Source organism: Martinezella tropici (assembly GCF_008370325.1).
In the GTDB taxonomy this organism is placed as follows: Bacteria; Pseudomonadota; Alphaproteobacteria; order Rhizobiales; family Rhizobiaceae; genus Rhizobium; species Rhizobium tropici_B.
This window is the reverse complement of the sequence record NZ_VNIP01000008.1, coordinates 262,866-282,783: the sequence shown is the minus strand read 5'-3', so window position 1 is coordinate 282,783 and position 19,918 is coordinate 262,866. Positions and strand designations below refer to the sequence as shown.

19 protein-coding genes are annotated in these 19,918 nt (G+C 60.6%); 6 read left to right on the top strand and 13 right to left on the bottom strand.

Annotated features, from left to right (window positions below; genetic code table 11):
- The first annotated feature begins 19 nt into the window (after positions 1-19).
- A complete protein-coding gene (locus tag FP026_RS14415) occupies positions 20-274 on the top strand; it encodes a GCG_CRPN prefix-to-repeats domain-containing protein (protein ID WP_149635305.1) in 255 nt (84 codons plus the stop codon).
- 227 nt (positions 275-501) lie between these two features.
- Positions 502-921: a thiol-disulfide oxidoreductase DCC family protein gene (locus FP026_RS14410; RefSeq protein WP_149635304.1), complete on the top strand. Its 420-nt coding sequence runs from the start codon at positions 502-504 to the stop codon at positions 919-921.
- Between the two features lie 153 nt (positions 922-1,074).
- On the opposite strand, the gene FP026_RS14405 is transcribed toward FP026_RS14410, so the two are convergent.
- The 3 genes from FP026_RS14405 to FP026_RS14395 form a co-directional block, all read right to left on the bottom strand.
- Positions 1,075-1,626 carry a GNAT family N-acetyltransferase gene (locus FP026_RS14405; RefSeq protein ID WP_149635303.1) on the bottom strand — a complete coding sequence of 184 codons (552 nt, stop codon included), beginning with the start codon at positions 1,624-1,626 and terminating at the stop codon, positions 1,075-1,077.
- Positions 1,627-1,629: 3 nt separating this feature from the next.
- Positions 1,630-2,685: a serine hydrolase domain-containing protein gene (locus FP026_RS14400; protein WP_246665345.1), complete on the bottom strand. Its 1,056-nt coding sequence runs from the start codon at positions 2,683-2,685 to the stop codon at positions 1,630-1,632.
- 120 nt (positions 2,686-2,805) lie between these two features.
- Positions 2,806-4,608 carry a diguanylate cyclase gene (locus tag FP026_RS14395; RefSeq protein WP_149635301.1) on the bottom strand — a complete coding sequence of 601 codons (1,803 nt, stop codon included), beginning with the start codon at positions 4,606-4,608 and terminating at the stop codon, positions 2,806-2,808.
- 764 nt (positions 4,609-5,372) lie between these two features.
- On the opposite strand from FP026_RS14395, the gene FP026_RS14390 reads away from it, so the two are divergent.
- From FP026_RS14390 to FP026_RS14380, 3 genes are read left to right on the top strand one after another with little or no spacing between them, the layout of a single operon-like run.
- The gene (locus FP026_RS14390) at positions 5,373-6,866 is read left to right on the top strand and encodes a DUF4153 domain-containing protein (protein WP_149635300.1); all 1,494 of its coding nucleotides are present in this window, start codon (positions 5,373-5,375) and stop codon (positions 6,864-6,866) included.
- Positions 6,867-6,911: 45 nt separating this feature from the next.
- Complete coding sequence (locus FP026_RS14385; RefSeq protein ID WP_149635761.1) at positions 6,912-7,616, top strand: response regulator; 705 nt, start codon at positions 6,912-6,914, stop codon at positions 7,614-7,616.
- Complete coding sequence (locus FP026_RS14380; protein ID WP_149635299.1) at positions 7,616-8,629, top strand: HAMP domain-containing sensor histidine kinase; 1,014 nt, start codon at positions 7,616-7,618, stop codon at positions 8,627-8,629. Before FP026_RS14385 ends, FP026_RS14380 begins: the two co-directional genes overlap by 1 nt.
- A gap of 96 nt (positions 8,630-8,725) precedes the next feature.
- Here the strand turns inward: FP026_RS14380 and FP026_RS14375 are convergent, their stop codons facing one another.
- The 3 genes from FP026_RS14375 to FP026_RS14365 all read right to left on the bottom strand — a co-directional run bounded on the left by FP026_RS14375 (position 8,726) and on the right by FP026_RS14365 (position 13,220).
- Positions 8,726-12,121 carry an acyl-[ACP]--phospholipid O-acyltransferase gene (locus FP026_RS14375; protein ID WP_149635298.1) on the bottom strand — a complete coding sequence of 1,132 codons (3,396 nt, stop codon included), beginning with the start codon at positions 12,119-12,121 and terminating at the stop codon, positions 8,726-8,728.
- A gap of 90 nt (positions 12,122-12,211) precedes the next feature.
- Positions 12,212-12,493 carry a YiaA/YiaB family inner membrane protein gene (locus tag FP026_RS14370; RefSeq protein ID WP_112798622.1) on the bottom strand — a complete coding sequence of 94 codons (282 nt, stop codon included), beginning with the start codon at positions 12,491-12,493 and terminating at the stop codon, positions 12,212-12,214.
- 37 nt (positions 12,494-12,530) lie between these two features.
- Complete coding sequence (locus FP026_RS14365) at positions 12,531-13,220, bottom strand: PspA/IM30 family protein (RefSeq protein WP_149635297.1); 690 nt, start codon at positions 13,218-13,220, stop codon at positions 12,531-12,533.
- A gap of 110 nt (positions 13,221-13,330) precedes the next feature.
- On the opposite strand from FP026_RS14365, the gene FP026_RS14360 reads away from it, so the two are divergent.
- Complete coding sequence (locus tag FP026_RS14360) at positions 13,331-13,939, top strand: TetR/AcrR family transcriptional regulator (protein ID WP_149635296.1); 609 nt, start codon at positions 13,331-13,333, stop codon at positions 13,937-13,939.
- 16 nt (positions 13,940-13,955) lie between these two features.
- On the opposite strand, the gene FP026_RS14355 is transcribed toward FP026_RS14360, so the two are convergent.
- The 7 genes from FP026_RS14355 to FP026_RS14325 form a co-directional block, all read right to left on the bottom strand.
- Positions 13,956-14,735 (bottom strand): polysaccharide deacetylase family protein, encoded by a 780-nt coding sequence (locus FP026_RS14355; RefSeq protein ID WP_149635295.1) that lies wholly within the window; start codon positions 14,733-14,735, stop codon positions 13,956-13,958.
- A 312-nt stretch (positions 14,736-15,047) separates the two neighbouring features.
- Positions 15,048-15,308 (bottom strand): cell division topological specificity factor MinE, encoded by a 261-nt coding sequence (minE, locus tag FP026_RS14350; protein WP_112344625.1) that lies wholly within the window; start codon positions 15,306-15,308, stop codon positions 15,048-15,050.
- Complete coding sequence (gene minD, locus FP026_RS14345) at positions 15,305-16,120, bottom strand: septum site-determining protein MinD (protein WP_149635294.1); 816 nt, start codon at positions 16,118-16,120, stop codon at positions 15,305-15,307. The genes minE and minD overlap by 4 nt, the downstream gene beginning before the upstream one ends.
- A gap of 29 nt (positions 16,121-16,149) precedes the next feature.
- On the bottom strand, positions 16,150-16,881 hold the full coding sequence (minC, locus tag FP026_RS14340; RefSeq protein ID WP_149635293.1) for a septum site-determining protein MinC: 732 nt from the start codon (positions 16,879-16,881) through the stop codon (positions 16,150-16,152).
- A 314-nt stretch (positions 16,882-17,195) separates the two neighbouring features.
- Positions 17,196-17,612, bottom strand: coding sequence for an organic hydroperoxide resistance protein (locus FP026_RS14335; RefSeq protein WP_149635292.1), 417 nt, complete (start codon positions 17,610-17,612; stop codon positions 17,196-17,198).
- A 183-nt stretch (positions 17,613-17,795) separates the two neighbouring features.
- Complete coding sequence (locus FP026_RS14330) at positions 17,796-19,118, bottom strand: sensor histidine kinase (protein WP_149635291.1); 1,323 nt, start codon at positions 19,116-19,118, stop codon at positions 17,796-17,798.
- Positions 19,115-19,855, bottom strand: coding sequence for a response regulator (locus tag FP026_RS14325; protein WP_149635290.1), 741 nt, complete (start codon positions 19,853-19,855; stop codon positions 19,115-19,117). Before FP026_RS14325 ends, FP026_RS14330 begins: the two co-directional genes overlap by 4 nt.
- Positions 19,856-19,918 lie beyond the last annotated feature (63 nt).

The window sequence follows — 19,918 nt, the reverse complement described above, 5'->3', positions numbered from 1 at the left end:
CATGACGAATGAGGACATCATGAAAAAGATCATCTTGCTGGCTTTTGCAGCAACCGCCTGCTTCGCCGCGATCTCGCCGGCCGAGGCTCGCGACGGATGCGGCATCGGCTTCCATCGCGGCCCCTATGGCTATTGCCGCCCGAATGGACGGCCGGTTGTGGTCGTGCCTATGGTTCCGGCCTATGGCGTGTTTTATCCCGGCCGCGGCTACTGGGACGGGCACCGCTATTGGGTGCACCGCGAGTGGTGGCATGGCGGCTGGCGCTATCGCTGAGCCCTTTTCCCCTGAAAGTGCGGCCGGGTCATGAAGGCCGGGCCGCATATCGACCGGCACCTCGATTGCCTTTCTCCTTCCGATCCTCCTGTAGCCTGCTCTGCGATACAAACCTCACGCTCTTGTGTTGGTTTGGCATGGCAGCACCCCGAAACGTGCAATTGACGACGGTCGCTCAACCGGACAAAGTTGCGAATGGACCGGGGCACGGAAAACGCGACGCCAGCATGAGCAAAAGCAATATCAGCGAGCATCAAGGGCCGATCATCGTCTTCGACGCCATGTGCGTGCTCTGTACCGCCAATGCCCAGTTCGTGCTTCGCCACGATCGCATCGGCCGCTTCCGCCTTACCTCCATGCAGAATGAAACCGGCGCTGCTCTTTATCGCCGCTGCGGGATAGACCCTGCCAATCCGGACAGCCTGCTCATCGTGGATGGTGCGAAGGTGCTGCGAGACAGCGACGCCGTGCTTTCGATCTATGCCGGCCTCGGCTGGCCCTGGAAGGCAACGTCCGTCTTGCGCCTTGTGCCTCGCATGCTGCGCGACCCGATCTATCATTGGCTTGCCCGCAATCGCTATCGCATCTTCGGCAAGCGTAAGACATGTTGGCTGCCGACACCTGAGCAGGCTAGCCGCATCCTTTGAAAAAGATCATCGTCTTCGGCGGCTATGGTGGGTTCGGCGCGTATCCAGCCGTTCACTATCGGTGCGGGCAGCAGCCAATCGATTGACCCAACCGGCCAATTCGCGGACGATAGTGCACGCGAAACCTGTTGGCCTATTCAGGCAGGACGATCTCTAGCGATCGCCCGCCAGGCAGCCGAACATGCGAAAATCATGAAAGGCCTCCTTGAACCGCGCCTTCTGCCGAAGCGTGCCTTCATATTGGAACCCTGCCTTTTCAAGAACCCGATCGGAGGCCGCATTTCCCGGCAATGTCCAGGCCTCGATGCGATTGAGCGACAAAACGTCGAAGCCGCATTGGACGACAGCCCTTGCCGCTTCACTCATGAGCCCTTTGCCCCAGGCGGAGGGATGCAGCTCGTATCCGAGCTCGGCACATCTGGCGCGCCGGTCGATGCTGTTGAAGCGGATGGCCCCGAGCAAATGGCCGGAAGCCCGATCCTCGATGATCCATGTACAGCCCGCGCCCTTGGGGAAGATTTTGATCATCCATCGAAGGGAGCGCTCGATCTGCGCCTTCTTCGGCGTATCGACCCAGTTCGAGAACCGCGTGACCTCCGGAATCGAAATCATCGCATGAAAGTCGTCGCAATCATCCATGCTCGCTTCGCGAAGCCGCAGCCGGTCGGTCACAAGTGTGGGAAACTTGTCTTTTGGCGGAACCACTCTTCAGTCTTTCAGGAAGTTGGCGAGAATGATCTCGCGCCAGACACGTGTGGGCGTTATCCAGGCATCCCATGCATTGTAGTTGCCGGAATAGATAACAGCGGCAATTCCCGAATCGGGCATCAGCCAGAGCCTCTGACCGCCGTTCCCGAAACCCGCACGCCAGGGGCGTGGATTGGCAAATGCCGGCGCGGGCGCATCCCCGCAAAACCACAACATACCGTAGTCCAAACCATCGCCGGTCGAAATCGCCGGCATGAAGGATCGCGCGATCCACTCTTCCGAAACGATCCTCTGGCCGCTCCACATGCCCTTTTGCAGAAGCAGCATGCCGATCTTCAACAAATCGGGCGCCGTCAGGCGTAATCCGGACGCCGCCGATGCCACGCCGTCATATCCCGACGACCAGTGGAACTTTGAAATATCCAGCGGCTCGAAAAGGGCGGTTCGCGCGAAATCAGGCAAGCGCTTGCCGGTACCCCGCTCGATGATGGCGCCGACCAGCGCGACGCTGCCGCCGGAATAAACCCAACGTGTTCCCGGCTCTGCGATCATCGGGCGCTCCAGAACGAAGCGATAGCGATCCGGCGCGTTTTCCATGGCCATTTCGCTGTTTAACGGGTCGGTGTAGGGACGATCCTCGTCCCACTCCATCCCCAGCGTCATCGTCAGTGCGTGGCCGATGGTGATCTTGGTGCGTACGGCGTCCTTGGCGAGATCGCCATATTCCGGAAACTGCTCGTAAAGGGGTGCGTCCAGCGGCGGCACTAATCCCTTGTCCAGCGCGATGCCGTAAAGGAGACTGACGATGCTCTTGGTCACCGAGCGGAGATCGTGCAGCGTGTTCGCATCGAATGCGACGCTACCGAGCGGAGTGCCCCAATCTTCATCGGAACCAACACCGTAATACTCCATGAAGACCTGCTGGGAACGAGCGGCGAGTACGATATGCAGATCGCGCAACAAGCCGGATTCGATGCCAGCCGCAAACTTGCGGTGAAGGGCCGGATCAAAGCCTATCGACTGCAGGATCTCGCTATCCGAAGTATTCTGCGTCATGCCCATAAATCGCGCCCTCCATTTATGCGATTTCCAGCCCCAAGCTACAATCGAGACGCGTGTTCGACAAGGCGTCAAAACCGGATTTCGACGCCATATTCGCGCCCTTTAAGATCAGCTCTACCCTCTCTTCAGTTCTTCCCCCGGCTCCATCGCAAAGGCCGCCACAGTCCTGTTGCGCCCGTCGAGCTTTGCCTTCAGCAAAGCTCCGTCGGCGCGGTTGATCAATGTCTTGGCAGGTCCGGAAGCCGGGGATGAGGCGATGCCGACGGAGACGGAGAGCGGTCCGACGATGCGTGCGCGATAGGAAAACGGCGTGGCGAAGACGCGTGCGCGCAGTCGCTCGGCAAGCGCCAAGCCCACCTCGTCGGCCATATCGGTGGCAATGACCGTCAGCTCCTCTCCGCCGAAACGATAAACCATGCCGGCTTCGGCGACCGTGTCGGCAACGATCTGTCCGACATGGCGCAACACTTCGTCGCCGGCATCGTGGCCGAACTCGTCATTGAAGCGCTTGAAGTGATCGATGTCGATCATCATGCAGATGACCGTGCGGGCTGAATGATCCCGGTAAAGATTGTTCAGCATTTCATCCAGGGAGCGCCTGTTGAGCAGGCCCGTCAGCGCGTCGCGCACGGCAAGATTGATCAGCCTGTCGCGCAGCTGCAGGTTTGCGATGGCAAGGCCGATATTCTCGGCGATCAATTCCAGGTAGAGCCGCGGCGCGTCGGCCGCAGTGGCATCCTTCGATCGATCTTCGAAATAAAGCAGGCCGATCGCCTCGCCGAGCGCAGTCAAGGGCACGCAAAGGCCGGGTACGCCGGAACCATCCAGATGCTGGCAGGGAATATCATTGTCCTCGACATGGCTGGCATGCGGCCGGCCGCGTCGCAGCCCCCAGCAGGCCGAAGCCGGAAAGGAAGTCTCGGTATGGACCGGCTCCAGCCACCGGCTGACCTCCGTCAGCGCCGTCCTGCTTTCGTTCATCGTGTAGAGGCATCCGGCGATGCCCGGAAAGATCTGCGGCACGAACAGCGCGACGACTTCGGCAAGCTCGTTCTGAGCGTAGCAGGCCTGCAGGCGATGCATCATCTGCAGGATGAGATCCTTCGTCTCCAGGTCGCGTTTGCGTTCGGCGTCCAGCCGGTTCCGCTCGAGACCATTCTCGCGGAAGATCTGTATGGCATCGTTCATCTCGCCGATTTCGTCGCGGCGGCGGTCTGTCGGCACTTCGACGGCATAGTCCTGCTTGGCCAACCGATTGACGATACCGGTCATGCGGATCAGCGGCAGGGCAACCCGGCGCCGCAGGATGAAATAAAGCACGCCGAGAAACACCGCCGCAGTCAAGGCAAGCATCACCTTGGCGACATCGGCCCAGAAATCGCTGCGTGCCTGCGCGCTGCGCACAGCCGCTTCCGTGCGCGCTGTTGCCATGGCGCGAAATTGGCTGACGCTGTTGAGGAGCGCCATCTGGATGCGTTCATGCTCCGGGCCGAACAGGGCGTCGCGCGCACCTGTCTGATTTCCGCCGGTATAGCCAGCTACCGCCGCTTCCTCGATCTTATCGAGCGCTTCCGCATTGGTTGCCACCTGCTCGGCAACCTGAAGCTCGGCGTCGGGAATGCCCAAGCCGCGCAGGGCATTGAGCGCCGTATCGCGCCGCCGCTCCTCGCCCTCGTCGATTGTGAAAGCATCGAGATGTCTCGCCTCCCCGCGCATCACGTAGAGACGAGCCTCGTCCGTCGTTTCCTCGGCTGCGAGCGCAAGTTCCTCGCCCATGCTGGTCAACAGCAGATGCTGCTCCACTGCCTGCCTTTCCTGGATAGCGCTTCGGGCCGAGAGGATGAATGCCACGGCAGACAGCACGGTCAGGACGACGGTGATGCCGTAGGCCCAATTCGTAATCGTCGTAATTCTCATCTGCCGTTCCCTGCGCCTCGCTCATGCATTCCCGAAGTACTCCTGTCGTCGAGCCTTCAGTTATGACGTCAGCCTCTATGATAAAGCGTGAATAAGCGGCGAAGAAAGCCTAATGCGGACCTCTGGAATGCACATCCCCGCCAATCCAATCCACGACCATGGCGAATGGCCGGATTCCGACACCCCAATATTTTCAAGCCGCTCTCTCACTCTTTTGGGCACCGGCCGATCGGCATTGGTATCCTCTGACGGGAATCTCGGTTGCAGCTGAGGGCCGCCTCCGAGACTCCCGGCTGTCGTCAGGGGTGAGTACGACAGCGCCGACAACAAATCGACTTTCAAACCAGCAATCCATAGAGTGGCTGGAAGGTGGAAAACACAAGGTTAAATTCCACAAGTAACTGCCCTGTTTTGGGACATCCATCGCAAAAAGTTCAGGTGCATCCTGGCCAAGGTTGGCCGCACCTGAAGCAATTGTTGTTCAGATCTCGCACAGTGTCGATGAAATCGACTTTCGAACTTAACCAATTTTCCTGAATAGCTCCTAGCGCCCTGCACAGTTTCTGCAAGGGTCGATGGCAGCGTCGCGCCATGAACAACACGACCCTTACCTCCACCGCCCCGCCCGTCCGCCTGCCGCATAGCCTCCTCAAGGAAGGCTGGTGGTTGGTGGCTGATCATCCCCCTCAGTCCGACCCGTCCCTTCCGTGCGCCAAGATCATAGCATTAGCCACAACCGAACCCCTTGCACAGAGGCGATACCGATGAGCTTATCCGGCGCCTCGACCCTTCCCGCCAATTCCGCAAGCAACTCCAATCGAAAATTCCTGATACTTCTTGTTCTCCTAGTATTCGCCGACTTTTTTCTTTTCGGGAAAAAGCCCGGCCTCAACCTTTTCCTTTTTGCCAATATCGTCGGCACGGCTCTGCTGATCCGCCCCCCAAAATCCCTGTCCCTTCACAAGGCTGCCGGGCTCTTGCTGCTCAGCCTCGCTGCATCGATGCCGCTCATCGAGACCACTTCCTGGATGGGCGTCGCCGTCTGTCTGCTCGCTCTTGCCTGCGTCTCGCTTGGCGCCAGCAGATTGTTTCCTCGGCAATGGACGCACTTGCCGCTCGTCCTGCTTCGCTTCCTCCTGGACGTGCCGGCACGGCCTTTCCGTCGAGCAAGCTATCGCTGGCTACAACACCTGCAGAAACCGTCATCGCAAGGCGTGCGGCATCACCTTCGCGGCTGGATTATGCCGTTGGGTTTTGCCGCGGGCTTTCTTGCCCTGTTCGCAATGGCCAATCCACTGATCGACAAGACGCTGCGCAACATCGACCTCACCTTCCTTCTGCAATTGCTGAACCTGTGGCACATCGGCTTCTGGCTTGTCGTCGCAGCTTTCGTGTCGCTGCTGCTTTATCCACGCCTGGCGCCGCGCCGCCCTCATCGACGCGAAATGCCTGATATCGTCACAGGAGCCGAGGATGGGCTGTTCGGTCATGGCGCCTTGCTGCGTTCGCTTCTCGTATTCAACGCGCTGTTTGCTGTACAGACGCTACTCGATCTCACCTATCTCTGGGGCGGGGCCAGCCTGCCCGACGGCATGAGCCATGCCGAATACGCCCATCGCGGTGCCTATCCGCTGATGGTCACCGCAATCCTCGCTGCCATCTTCGTGCTTGTGGCGATGCGCCGCGGCGGACCGGGCGACAGAAGCGCTCTGCTGCGCACGCTCGTGCATCTATGGATCGCGCAGAATATCCTGCTCTGCCTTTCCTCCATCCGGCGTCTCGACCTCTATGTCGAGATCTATTCGCTGACGGAGCTGCGCGTCGCGGCCGGCATATGGATGGGTCTTGTCGCGATCGGCCTCTTCCTCATATTCCTGCGCATCCTGTTTCACCGCTCCAACGAATGGCTGATCGCTCTCAGTTCTGCGATGCTGGGCATCACGCTTTACGCCGCCGCGTTTACCGATATCCCCGCCTTCATCGCCCGCTTCAATGTCGCCCATAGCCGCGAAATATCGGGCGAAGGCATGGTGCTCGACCTTAATTATCTCGCAGCTCTCGGCCCGGCAGCCATCCCGGCACTCGATACCTATCTGGCATCACTGCCTGCCGACAGCGAACAGACTATGGCTGTCCGCAGGGTGCGCGACGTGCTTCGATGGCAGCATGAGGGTCGCTCGCTCGACTGGCGAAGCTGGACATATCGCTCCGCCCGCCTCGACGACTACCTCAAGAATCATGCGGTACTTGCAAGATGAGCGCGAAACGAAGAAAACGTGCAAGTGAACCAGGACCCGCATCGCATGGCCCAGCGCATTCTCGTCGCCGACGACGAACCCAACATTCGCGACGTGATCTGCTTCGCGCTCGATCGCGCCGGTATGAAGACGACGACCGCTCGCAACGGGACGGAGGCCATGATGGCCTTTCACAAAGGCGGTCTCGATCTGATCGTGCTTGATGTCGGTATGCCTGAAATGGATGGGCTGGAGGTCTGCGGGCGCATCCGCAAGACATCGAGTCTTCCGATCCTCTTCCTCTCGGCGCGCGACGAGGAAATCGACAGGATCCTCGGCCTGGAGATCGGTGGCGACGATTACGTCACCAAGCCCTTCAGCCCGCGCGAGCTGGTTGCCCGGGTCCGCACCATCTTGAAGCGAAGCGGCCATGGCTCGGAGCCGGATGCGACCAACGGTGCCGTTTCCGTTGGATCTCTGCGGCTCAATCGCGGTGGCCGCACCGCCAGTTTCGCCGATGTGCCGCTTACCTTGACGGCGCTCGAATTCTCGATCCTCGATACGCTGCTGTCGCGCCCCGAGATCGTCTTCAGCCGCGATCAACTGATGGAAGCGGCCTATGGCGCTGACATGCAGGTCGCCGACCGCACCATAGACAGCCATATCCGCAATATCCGCGCCAAGCTTTCAGCGGCAGGCGGCAAAGGCATCATCGCGACGGTGCACGGCATCGGCTTCAAGCTGACATTAGGCATGGAAGGAAGCGCCTGATGCGCGCACCACAGGTGAAGCCGAAATGGCGGCCGCCGCTCGCCCTCATCGTCTACGCCGTGCTTCTGACGGTGATGACGCTGCCGGTTATGACCGTCATCTGGTTTCGCGTCGTGCGGGCCGCCTCCGGCGCCATGGCGCCGGCCGAGATTGCGACACTTGCCGCTGTTCTGATCCTGACCTTGCTCGTCGCCTACGTCCTGACACGCACGCTGACCGTGCCCATCAACGCATTGATCGCCCGCACGGACGAGATCGCCCGCGGTGGACGGTCGGCAATCCGGCCGCTTGAAATCTATGGCACGCGCGAAGTCGCCACCCTCTCGCAGAGCTTTCTCGACCTTGCCGGCAAGCTGGTCGACCATTCCGATTATGTTCGCTCCTTTGCCGCCCATGTCTCCCATGAGTTGAAATCTCCCTTAACCTCGATCAAGGGAGCGGCGGAGCTGCTGCGCGACGATGACAACAGCGATCCGATGAGCTTAGAGCAGCGCAACCGCTTCCTCGAAAACATCATCGCCGATACCGAACGGCTGGACAGGCTCTTGTCGCGCCTGCGGGAGCTGGCGAAAGCCGAGCTGCCATCCGAACCGGGGTCAAGCAGCCTTCGCGACATCATAAGCCAGCTTAAAACGCAGCTTCGCCAATTGTCCGTTATCGATGAGGGAAGCGCCGACGAGGTGCTGGCTCTGCCCGGCGAGGCCGCCGGCATCATCTTTGCCAATCTGGCGGAGAACGCCTCTCAGAACGGCGCCACAAAACTTGCGATCAAGGCAAGCGACGAAGGGCGAAGGATGACGATCCAAGTGCGCGACAATGGGCGCGGCATTGCCGATGGCAATCGGGAGCGCATCTTCGAGCCCTTCTTTTCGACGCGGCGAGATGATGGCGGCACCGGCATGGGCCTCGGCATCGTCCGGGCCATGCTCGCCTCTCATGGCGGCAGCATCGAATTGCTGGACAGCAGCAAGGAGGGCACAACGTTTCAGATCGTCCTGCCGCAAATCGCCTGAAACGGAATTGAAGCGATCTGCAATGATCTAGCGGCGACAGCAAAAAGCGACCGATGGCTGAAACCATCGACCGCTTTGTCTTTCAGGAGCGCGAGCTTACGCCGCCTGTGACTGCGACTGGGCCTCCACGGCCATGGCGCGCGCCGTCACGAAATCGATCTTACCGGAGCCGAGGACCGGCACCTTGCCGACGATGACTTCGGCTGGAACCATCATTTCCGTGGCGCCCTTCGATTTGGCGAATGTCAGGAAATCGCTACGAGCCGCATCCGGCGCATCGGTCAGGAGCACGAGACGCTCTCCCTTCTTGGCGTCCGGCACGGCCGAGACGACGCTCAGCGCACCGGGCCAGAGCTGCGCGGCAAGGGTCTCCACCGCGGCAAGCGAGATCATTTCGCCGCCGATCTTGGCGAAGCGCTTGGCCCGGCCGCGGATCTTGACGAAACCGTCCTCGTCGATGGTGACGATGTCGCCGGTATCGTGCCAGCCTTCCGGCAGCGGCTCGAGGACGCCGGGATTGTCTGCGCGCAGGTAGCCGGCCATGATGTTGGCACCGCGGATCAGAAGCCGGCCGCCTTCGTCAATGCCGGGAACCGGCTCGAGCTTCCATTCCATGCCCGGCATGATCTTGCCGACCGTTCCTGTGCGGTTGTACATCGGCGTGTTCAGCGAAATCACCGGGGCTGCCTCGGTCACGCCATAGCCTTCCAGGATGCGCAGGCCGAACTTCTCCATATAGACCTCGCGGGTCGACGCCTTCACCGGCTCGGCGCCCGAGAAGATGTAGCGGATCGACCTCAAGTCATAAGGATGGGCGGTGCGTGCATAGCCGTTCAGGAACGTGTCCGTGCCGAAGACGATGGTTGCGTTCGAGACGTAGATCAGCTCCGGCACGATGCGGTAGTGCAGCGGCGACGGATAGAGGAACACCGGCACGCCCGAGACCAACGGCAGGATCGTGCCCGCCGTCAGGCCGAAGGAGTGGAACATCGGCAGGATGTTGAACACCTTGTCGCCGGGGTGGAAGTCGATGCGTGAAGCCGCCTGGGCGGCGTTCGACAGGATATTGCGGTTGGTCAGCACGACGCCTTTCGGCGCGCCTTCCGAACCGGAAGTAAAAAGGATGACGGCCGGATCATCGGCGCTGCGTTTGACCAGCGGCCGGTATTTGCGCAGGAGGCCGGCGATCTTGTTCAGGAAAGTGATCTGCGTGCGCAGCTCATCGAGCCAGACGAACGTCACCTGTTTTTCAAGCTCTTCGACCACCGGGCCGAGCTTGGCCTGGGTGATGAAGGCGCGTGAGCAAAGCACATGCTTGACCTCTGCCGTCCGGCAGGCAGACAGGATATTGGCAGTGCCGGCGGTGAAGTTCAGCATGGCCGGAACCTTGCCTGCCGACATGACGCCAAGCACGGTCGCAGCCGTGCCATTGGCGTTCGGCAGCATGACGCCAAGCGTCTTCTCGTTCGGGAACATCTTACGGAACTTCGCACCGAGCACAGCAGCACCGGTCAGGAGCTTGGCATAGGAGAGTTTGCCGGCAATCGGATCCTCGACGGCGAGTTTCTTGCCACCGAATTCGTGTGCGCTTTCGATGACGCGGCCGAGGACGGTGTTGTTCGTATCGGCCGTGCGGAACATCAGCGTCGACATGATCTGGTAGAGAGCGACACCGGCGGCGACGCGACGCTTCCTGCCCTTCAGCTCCGCCGGAACGTCGAGCTTGACCGGCTCGAGGATCGTCACCTTGACCTTGGGGAAGAGACGGCGACGAACATGGCTCGAGGTCAGATAGGAGGCATAGCTCTTTTCCAGGCCGTCGATGCGAACCGGCACTATCATCGCGCCGGTCTTGTCGGCGACCATGGCGGCGCCATCATAGACCTTCATCAGTGTGCCGGTGACGGTCAGGCGACCCTCGGGGAAGATGCCGACCGGGCTGCCGTCCTGGATGACCTTGATCAGCGAGCGCGTCGCCATCGGCTTCGTCGGGTCGAGCGGCAGGAACTTGCACATCGTCAAAAGCGGCCGCACCCACCATTTCCTCGCGAAGGCATAGTCGATGGCGAAGACAGGCTCTTCCTCGGTGATGGCGAGCGCCAGGGCGCCATCGAGCAGGCTCACATGGTTGAGCGCGATGATCGGCGCGGGACCGGCCTTGCGGATGTTCTCAAGGCCCTCGACCTCCAGCCGCATGAAGGCGCGGAAGATGATGGAGATGAGATCGCGGAAGGCATTGGTCGGCAGCATTTTCAGCATGAGCCAGGCGATGACGATGTTGAGGGCGGAGATGCTGAGAATGACAACCGGAACCGAGAGGCCAACGGCCTGCAGCACGGCCACGAGCGCCAGGCCGACGGCGATGAACAGAGCCGACAGCACATTGGCGGCGCCGATGACGCGGGCGCGACGATCCTCGTGCGCCCAGCTCTGCATGGCCGCGAAAGTCGGAACGGCCAGGAAGGCACCGCCGATCGCCATGCCGGCGAGGTCGATGGCGACACGGATGGTCTTCGGCCCGGCGAAGAAGGCGAGGATGGTTTCGGCATGGGCGGTCGACTGAAGGCCCCAGAGGTTCCAGGCAAGATCGAGACCGAAGAGCGCGACGATCAGCATGCCGATCGGTGCGGGAAGCAGCACGATGCGGCCGGCGGCCATCCAGCCGGCAATGGCAGAGCCGATGGCGACGGACACGGCGAAGATCGCCAGATAGGCGGGAACGACGATTTCCGAGCCGCCGAGAATGTCGGTCACCATGACCGGCAGCATCGACATGATGAAGGCGCCGACGAACCAGAACCAGCAGTTCATCAGCGAGGCACGCCAGATGCGGCTATCGGCACGAAGTTCGTTGACCAGCCTGTAGCTGGAGCGCACGACATTGGTGTCGACGATGAGATCAGGCGCCTTGGAACCGGTCGACGGGATCATGCGCGCCGCAAACCAGCAGAGGATGGAAAGCCCCATCATCATCGGGCCAAAGATCCAGACATTTTCGCCTTCGCGGAAGGCGACCGCCGCAACCATGGTGCCGGTGAGAATGGCGATAAAGGTGCCGCCCTCGATCCAGGCATTCGCCTTCGGAAGATCCCGGCTTTGCAGATGATCCGGCAGGATGCCGTATTTGATCGGCCCGAAGAGCGAGGAAATGACGCCGAAGCCGAAGAGGGCGAGCATCAGGATCCAGATGGAGGAGAAGGCGATGCCGACGACCGAGATCGCCGCCACGCCAAGCTCGCATCGCTTCAGAAGCTCGGCCATCTTGGCCTTGTCGTATTTGTCGGCGAGTTCGCCGGCAATCGCCGATAGCAGCAAAAACGGCACGATGAAGATGCCGCCGGCAAGCGTCACCAGCGCCGCACCCTCTGTTGCCATCTGCGCGAGAATAACAAAGACCAGAGTCTGCTTGAGAAAATTATCATTGAAGGCGGTAAGGAACTGCGTCCAGAACAGCGGCGCGAACTTCCTCGATCTCATCAGGTGTTTTTGCATGGCGTATCCCTCATTCAGCCAACAAGACGCCACAGAGTTGTTACGCAAAGATTGAGCGCGAATTCAACCCTGCAGCGTCGTTAACAAAGATTAGTCCTGACCGTCGCGATTGAACTTAACCAAGAGCTTCTCCGTACGGGCATCCTCCACCTTGCGGATCAACTTGTCGGCTTCGCTGTTATCGCGGATCGTCTTGGTGACGTTGACCGCCGTCTGCACCAGCATCAGGATGCCCATGGCGAGATAACCTTTACCCCAAAGATCGATCGGCATCATGTAAAGACCGACGAACAGCATGAAGGCGGCCGCGCCGAAGGAGATGTAGGAGAAGCTGACCCAAGCCTGGGAATGTTTCTGGAAGCTGTCGTTCATGACCGTATCCTCTCTGATGTGTCTGGTCTATTCGGTTTCAGGCTGCTGAATTCATGCGCTCGCGCAGGCGGGCGAGCACGTCGTCGGCCGAAGAGCCGAGCGGTGCGCCGAAACCGGCATTAGCGAGTTTTTCGATGACGATTTCGGGCCGGCTCGCGGCGTTCATTTCTTTCATGGCCAAGGCTGCGACCTCGCAGCGGTTCTGATAGGCCTGGAGGCGGGCAAGCGTTTCCTCAGCCTCATCGAGCGTTGCCAATCCGGAATTATCGTCGCACGCGGCATTGAGCTTCTGCGTCTGCTCGGTGGCACGCGCCAAGCGCTCGCCGCGCCGCAATTGCTGCAGCCGCGTTTCGGACGCGCGAACCGTGGCCTTCAGCTTGCCGATCGTCTGAGTGAATTGCGCCTGGGCCTTCTCGGAAGCATGCCGCTCGGCTTCGAGCTGGGCGATTGCCTCGGCCGCTTGCCGGGCAAGCTCATCACCGTCCTTCTGAAGCGCGGCAACCGCGCGGTTTTCCAGGTCGCTGATGCGAGCGACGATCGCCGCATGCTGGATCTTTTCTTGCTCATTCTGTGCAACCGCGATCGCGACCGCACGCCGCGCCGACTGAATGGCGCTGGCCGCCTCGCGGATCTGCTGTGCAAGCAGGGGCACGGCATTGCGATCGATGAACGCCTGTTCCGCATCATAAGCCCGGCCGCGAATGAGCGTCAGAATTGAATTGAACATTTGTCGTCTCCCATTTATGAACGATGTTCATGAACTGATGTATGCCAGAATCATGAACGACGTTCAAGAAAAATTTTGAACAACGTTCAAAAATCGGATTGGAATTGATAATGGCGAGAAAAACCCTGGAAAAGCGCGAGGATCTGAAGCAGCGATTGATCGAGGCCGCGCGCAATCGCATCGCGGCCGACGGCCTTTCCAACCTCCGGGCGCGCGATGTCACTCAGGATGTCGGCTGCGCCCTTGGCGGCCTTTATACGGTCTTTGCCGATCTCGACGATCTCGTCATTCACGTCAATTCCGCGACGCTGAAGGCACTCGAGGCGTCCCTGACGCTGGCCGAAGTCAAAGATCACACGCCGACGGACCAGCTACGGAATCTGGCGCGCGGCTATCTGCGGTTCGCGGTCGCCCACCGCAATCTATGGAAGGCGCTCTTCGACCACCGGCCGCCGGATGATCGCCCCAGCCCTGAATGGCATCTGGAAGAGCATATGTTCCTGATGGGTGTCATCGCCGAGCCACTCGCGGAACTGCAGCCGACCATGCCGGAGACGGCGCGTGCCATCCGCGCGAGAACCCTGTTCGGCGCCGTGCATGGTGTCGTCAGCATCAGCCTCGAAGGCCGTTTCGTCGGCCTGCCGGTCGAAAGCCTGGAACGGGAGCTGGACGATTTCATCCTGACGGTTGCGACAGGAGCCGCGGCGAGACAGGCCTAAGCAAATTCAGGTGGGTTCAGGGATTCGACGGCGCGTAGGTTCTGATATCGCCGAAGGCATAGCCACGTTCACGAAGCGAACGGATCAACGTTCTCAGATTATCCTGGCCGTTGAACTGATCCTGGAACATTTCGTCGTGCATCAGCAGGATCATCTTTCCCCGTTGCGTGTAGCGGCCGTATTGGAAGAGATGATCGATTTCGCTGACGAGATGGTCCACCGATTGGACCGGCTTGCCATCGTCGCTGTGCACCCACTCGAAATCCCAGCCATAGAGATAGAAGCCCGCTTCGGCGACCAGCTCATAATCCAGCCACTCGCGCTCCCATTGCGCGACGTTGATGGACAGATCCTCTCTCGCGACCGTGGGAAGCCGAAAGACGTCCCTGCCCGGCAGCCGCGCATGCACGACCGGCGTCAGGCCGAGTACCTGGTTGGCATGGCGCATGTCCGCAACCACTGCCTGGGTATCGGAGTAATATTTCCTGTAGCGATTGTTGGCGTGGCTATAGCTGTGGTTGCCGATGGTCACGAGCGGCATGGCCTTGGCTTCGGCAAGCAGATCGCGCCCGGACGGAATGGTTTCGACATGCAGGCCGACCATGAACAAGGCCGCCGGAACCTTCTCCTCGCTCAGCACGGCGAGGATGTTCTTCGTTCCCGGTAAGGGGCCGTCGTCGAATGTGAGATAAATCGTCTTGTCGGCCGCCTGGGCACCGATGGCGCATGCTGCGAGGAAGATGCCGGCAAGCAGCCATGAGAACACGGCATTCCGTTGATTGTCCAATCCGCCCAAGCCAATCGCCTCCCCGCATGATCGGCGCAAACTGGCATATCGCATCGGCCAAGAAAAGTGCCGTGCCGCGAACACGACAAAAGCAAAGGGCGCTCTACCCATTTCTGGGGAGCGCCCTTGCTTTTTAACCCGGACAGCGAACACCGGCTCGACACGGAAATGTCAGCGGCAGGCCATCGATACAGGTGATGGGCTGCAGATAATCGCGAATCGTACCCTTTGCAAGGGCAAGCTTCGAAAAACTTCGCAGCTCTGCCACATGGAAAGACCATGTGGCATCATTCGCACACATGCGCGGTGTTGAGGCTTGCCTCAGGCGGCCTTCAAGGCCGCATCGCGCGGGATCTCGACATCGATCTCCAGCATGGAGACGTCCTTGTCGCGATCCATCTTCACCTGCACCTTGTCGCGATCGACCTGGACATGCTTGGCGATGACGGCGAGGATTTCCTCCCTCAGCACGGATACTAGATCCGAGCCCACAGAGGCGCGCTCATGGGCAAGAAGGATCTGCAGACGCTCGCGCGCCATGGGTGCAGATCTCTGCTTGCGGAACAGTCCGAAAATGCTCATGCGGCCCTCCTTGCGAAGATCTTGCCGAAGATACCCCGCTTCTCGCCGGGGATGGTGATCGGCACCTGCTCGCCGGCAAGACGGCGTGCGGCATCGAAATAGGCAAGCGACGGCGCGCAGCGCGCATCGGCAAGCGTAACCGGCGAGCCGAGATTGGAGGCGCGCAGGACGTCGGTGCTTTCCGGGATGATGCCGAGCAGCGGGATGGAGAGGATCTCCAGCACGTCGTCAACCTTCAGCATGTCGCCGCGTTCGGCGCGACCGGCATCGAAGCGGGTCAGCAGCAGGTGCTTTTCCATGCGCTCGCCGCGCTCCGCCTTCAGCGTCTTGGAGTCCAGCAGACCGATGATACGGTCGGAATCGCGCACCGAGGAGACTTCCGGATTGGTGACGACGACGGCGACATCGGCGTGGCGCATGGCAAGGGTTGCCCCGCGCTCGATGCCCGCCGGGCTGTCGCAGATGACCCAGTCGAAATAGTTCCTGAGCTCGTTGATGACACGCTCGACACCCTCGGGCGTCAGATTGTCCTTGTCGCGGGTCTGCGAAGCCGGCAGCAGGAAGAGCGTTTCCAGCCGCTTGTCGCGGATCAGCGCCTGCGGCAGCTTGGCATCGCCATGGATGACGTTGACAAGGTCGTAGACGACGCGGCGTTCAGCACCCATAACGAGATCGAGGTTGCGCAGGCCGACGTCGAAATCGACCACAACGACCTTTTCGCCTCTCTGTGCCAGAGCCGCTCCCAGTGCGGCCGTCGAAGTTGTCTTTCCAACTCCGCCCTTGCCTGATGTGACGACGATTACCTTGCCCATCTCGCTCTCCTGTTTTGGCCGGCTTCGGCTCAGATTAGTTTTTCGGCCATGATCGTTTCGCCATCCAGCCAGAGCTGAACGGCCTGCCCCCTGAGGCCGGGTGATATGTCTTCCGCCATCTTGTAGATGCCATCGATCGCCAGCAGCTCGGCCTCGAGCTTGCGGCAAAAGATTCGCGCCGAGGCATTACCGATCGAGCCCGCCATGGCGCGACCGCGAAGGGCGCCATAGATATGGATCGATCCGCCCGCGATGACTTCCGCGCCGGACGCCACCGAACCGATGACGGTTACGTCACCTTCCGGAAAGATCACCGACTGGCCGGATCGCACCGGCTCGCGGATGATCAGGGATTGCGTAACCGCGCGAACTTCCGGAGGCGGCGCCTTGGGCTCGCTATTGCGGCGCTCTACGACCGGATCGGCCTCGTTGACTTCGAAATCAGCAGCCGGACGCCCACCCTTCAGGATCGGCGGCATGCCAGGCCCGGCGATCGACGGACGGCCGCCCTCGATGCCCATGATGCTGACATTGCGGGCCGAAAGCTCTGCGATCAGCTCCTTGAGCTGCGCCTTGTCGATCGGCAGGTCGGTGATATCAAGCACGACCGGCCGCCCCAGAAAGAAGCCGGCCGAACGGGCTGCGAGGTCGTCAAGCCTGATCAACCACTGGTCAAGCGGAAGATCCGGCGAAAGCATGACCGCAAGAAAGGAGCGGCCCTTGATACGGATCGAACGAGCGTCTGTTAGCACTTTGGTCATCTATGTGAATAAATCGTTGATCCTGTGTACCGTTGATATGGTTAACAAGTGGTTAACGCGGGCTTCCGTTCGAGCCCGAACCGCCCCACAAAACGGCGATGCTCGCAAGCGCCGAAGGCTCGCTGGAACTGGGGGCATAGATGCATGGAGCAGCGAAAATCGCAGCTCCTGCAAGGAGAAGAATGATCGGTCTCATGTGATCCTCCACGCGCAAAGCAGAGGCTGCTTTGCTTGATATCCGATGTGATGAAAATTAACGATTCGGCGCGCTGCACCTTCCGGAGCGGCGCGCAATATCGACGCTTGAGCGATTCTCAGGCGAGCTTCAGCTCGACATTGATGTTGCCGCGGGTAGCCTTCGAATAGGGGCAGGTCTGGTGAGCTTCTTCCACCAGCGTGCGTGCCAGCTCAGGCTCGATGCCGGGCATGCTGATGGTGAGGCGTGCCTGCAGGAAATAGGCGCCTTCCGTGGTGCCGAGATCCACTTCGGCATCGACGGCGAGATCGGCCGGCAGCTTGATCTTGCGCTTGCCCGCAGCAAGGCCCATTGCGCCGATGAAGCAGGCCGACCAGCCGGCGGCGAAGAGCTGTTCGGGATTGGTGCCGGCATGAGCGCTGCCGGGAGGCGAAAGCTTGATATCCAGCTGGTTGTCATCGCTGCGCGCGAAACCGTCACGGCCGCCGATGGTGTGGGTCTTGCCGGTGTAGAGAACCTTGTCGATCTTGGTCATGGAACACTCCTTTGTTGCGTTGCCCGCCCTGTTGTGGTGTGGGGCACCGTCTGTTGACGGAGTTGTTTTTGATGGATCGAGGTATCCGGCATGTTTCCGGAATCGCCGGAAGTGTTACAGAACGTAGGCCCATGCAGCCTGGATACACTTGCTTACAAATCGCCCAAAAATCTTTTGGGCCGATCAGGAAATGACGACTTCGGCCGCCAGACCGCCGCCCTCACGGTTATAGAGCCTGACGGAGCCGCCGAGCGTCTGGGCGAGCTGCTGGGCAATCGCCAGACCAAGCCCGGTGCCGCCGGTGTTGCGGTTGCGCGACTGCTCCAGCCGGAAGAAGGGCTGCATCGCCGCCTCTATCTGGTCCTGCGGAATGCCGGGACCGCGATCCAGAACGGTGATCGCAACCTGGCCCGTATCCCGCCGCTCCACGGCGATTTCCGCCGCACCGGCAAACTTCAGGGCATTGTCGATGAAATTTGTGAGAATGCGACGCAGGGCATGTGGCTTCGTCGCCGCCGTTCCGTGGATCAGGCCGAGAATCTCGACGGACTTGCCGGTGTCCTGATAGTCGTAGCAGATGCTTTCGATGAAGGAGGCAAGATCGATTCGCGCGCTCTTCTCGCCATTGCCGTGAGCGCTGCGCGCATAGGCGATCCCATCCTGCACCAGACGCTCGATCTCGCCGAGATCCTGCAGCAGCTTGGTCTTCTCGGGCGAATCATCGGCAATATCGGCGCGCAGGCGCATGCGTGTGATCGGCGTCTGCAGGTCGTGCGAGATGGCGGCGAGAATCTGCACACGCTCCTCGAGATAATGCGCGATCCGGTCGCGCATGGCGTTGAAGGCCTTGGCGGCATGGGCCACTTCGCTCGGTCCACGGTCGCTCAGTGCCTGGCTCTTCTTGTTGGGATCCAGCGCATCGGCCGCAGCGGCAAACTCGGCAAGCGGACGAATCGCCTGGCGAACGGCAAACCAGGTACAAAAGACGATAAGCAGCATCTGGACGATGAAGACATATGGCAGCCATGCCGCGATCGGCATGACGCCCTTCGGCGTGACATCGATCGTCAGCGGACTGCCATCGCTCAAATTGAGATGCGCCTGCAGGCGCATGACTGGCCCCGGGATCGATTCCATGCGGATGGGAAAGCGATGGCCGACCGCCTCCTCTATCTTGGCGGCGATCTCCGCGCCGTGCGCGGAAGTATCAGGTACACCGGGCAGACCGTTGCCCAGCTCGAAATTATAATTGCCGCGGCTGAGCCAATCGACGAAATTCGCCCTCTCATCCGCCGGCAGGCGATCGAGCACCGCGATCGACGTCGCGACGTCGTTCTCCAGCGTGCCGAGCATGACGGCCTTTGCCGACATGTAACGCTCGATGTAGAGCACGCTGAAGGACAGGCCGTAGGCGATCGCCAGGCCGGCGAGCAGGATCAGAAAAATGCGCGAACGCAGGGTGCGGGGCCACCATGGCCGGTGACCTGACAGGTCCGCCACGGTCATGAGCGAAGCTCCGTAATTTCGACCGGAACCGAGAAGACATAACCTTCGCTGCGAACCGTCTTGATGTAGATCGGCTCACGCGCATCATCGCCGAGCCGCTGACGAAGACGGCTGACGAGCAGGTCGATGGAGCGATCGAAGAGATCAGCGTCGCGGCCCTGAGTCAGGTTCAAGAGCTGGTCGCGATTGAGCACCCGCTGCGGGTGATCGATGAAGACGCGCAGCAGCCGATATTCGGCGCCGCTGAGCGTGATCTCGGTGCCGTCCTTGTCGAGCAAATGGCGGCCGACCGTATCCAACCGCCAATCCCCGAACACCAGCATCTGGCCGACTTCGCTGATCTGCAGGTTGGGCGGCAGCATGCGGGTGCGGCGCAAAACCGCCTTGATGCGTGCAAGCAGCTCGCGGGCGGCGAAAGGCTTTGCCAGATAATCGTCCGCGCCCATTTCCAGGCCGAGAATGCGGTCCATCTCGTCGTCACGCGCCGTCAGCATCAAGATGGGCGTCGCCTTGTGCTTTCCGGCGCGAAGCTCGCGACACAGCACCAGACCGTCGTCACCAGGCATCATCACGTCGAGCACGATCAGATCGACCGAATTGGCCTCGAGGAAACTGCGCATCTGCCGGCCGTCGGCGGCCGTCGTCGCCCGCAAGCCATTCTTCTTCAGATAGCTCGACACCAGTTCGCGGATTTCCCGATCGTCATCCACGATCAGGATATGGTCGACATGATCCATTTCGATTTCCCACTCATCATCGTAAGCATCAAGCTACGAATATTCATTCCCTGATGGAGCCAG

Excerpts from the sequence above, each read along its gene's own strand:
- FP026_RS14395 (WP_149635301.1), bottom strand. The coding sequence starts at position 4,608 with ATGAGAATTACGACGATTACGAATTGGGCCTACGGCATCACCGTCGTC.
- minE (WP_112344625.1), bottom strand. The coding sequence starts at position 15,308 with ATGAGCATTTTCGGACTGTTCCGCAAGCAGAGATCTGCACCCATGGCG.
- FP026_RS14380 (WP_149635299.1), top strand. The coding sequence starts at position 7,616 with ATGCGCGCACCACAGGTGAAGCCGAAATGGCGGCCGCCGCTCGCCCTC.
- FP026_RS14415 (WP_149635305.1), top strand. The coding sequence starts at position 20 with ATGAAAAAGATCATCTTGCTGGCTTTTGCAGCAACCGCCTGCTTCGCC.
- minD (WP_149635294.1), bottom strand. The coding sequence starts at position 16,120 with ATGGGCAAGGTAATCGTCGTCACATCAGGCAAGGGCGGAGTTGGAAAG.
- FP026_RS14410 (WP_149635304.1), top strand. The coding sequence starts at position 502 with ATGAGCAAAAGCAATATCAGCGAGCATCAAGGGCCGATCATCGTCTTC.
- FP026_RS14385 (WP_149635761.1), top strand. The coding sequence starts at position 6,912 with ATGGCCCAGCGCATTCTCGTCGCCGACGACGAACCCAACATTCGCGAC.
- FP026_RS14390 (WP_149635300.1), top strand. The coding sequence starts at position 5,373 with ATGAGCTTATCCGGCGCCTCGACCCTTCCCGCCAATTCCGCAAGCAAC.
- FP026_RS14375 (WP_149635298.1), bottom strand. The coding sequence starts at position 12,121 with ATGCAAAAACACCTGATGAGATCGAGGAAGTTCGCGCCGCTGTTCTGG.
- FP026_RS14360 (WP_149635296.1), top strand. The coding sequence starts at position 13,331 with ATGGCGAGAAAAACCCTGGAAAAGCGCGAGGATCTGAAGCAGCGATTG.
- FP026_RS14330 (WP_149635291.1), bottom strand. The coding sequence starts at position 19,118 with ATGACCGTGGCGGACCTGTCAGGTCACCGGCCATGGTGGCCCCGCACC.
- FP026_RS14325 (WP_149635290.1), bottom strand. The coding sequence starts at position 19,855 with ATGGATCATGTCGACCATATCCTGATCGTGGATGACGATCGGGAAATC.
- FP026_RS14365 (WP_149635297.1), bottom strand. The coding sequence starts at position 13,220 with ATGTTCAATTCAATTCTGACGCTCATTCGCGGCCGGGCTTATGATGCG.
- minC (WP_149635293.1), bottom strand. The coding sequence starts at position 16,881 with ATGACCAAAGTGCTAACAGACGCTCGTTCGATCCGTATCAAGGGCCGC.
- FP026_RS14335 (WP_149635292.1), bottom strand. The coding sequence starts at position 17,612 with ATGACCAAGATCGACAAGGTTCTCTACACCGGCAAGACCCACACCATC.
- FP026_RS14400 (WP_246665345.1), bottom strand. The coding sequence starts at position 2,685 with ATGACGCAGAATACTTCGGATAGCGAGATCCTGCAGTCGATAGGCTTT.
- FP026_RS14370 (WP_112798622.1), bottom strand. The coding sequence starts at position 12,493 with ATGAACGACAGCTTCCAGAAACATTCCCAGGCTTGGGTCAGCTTCTCC.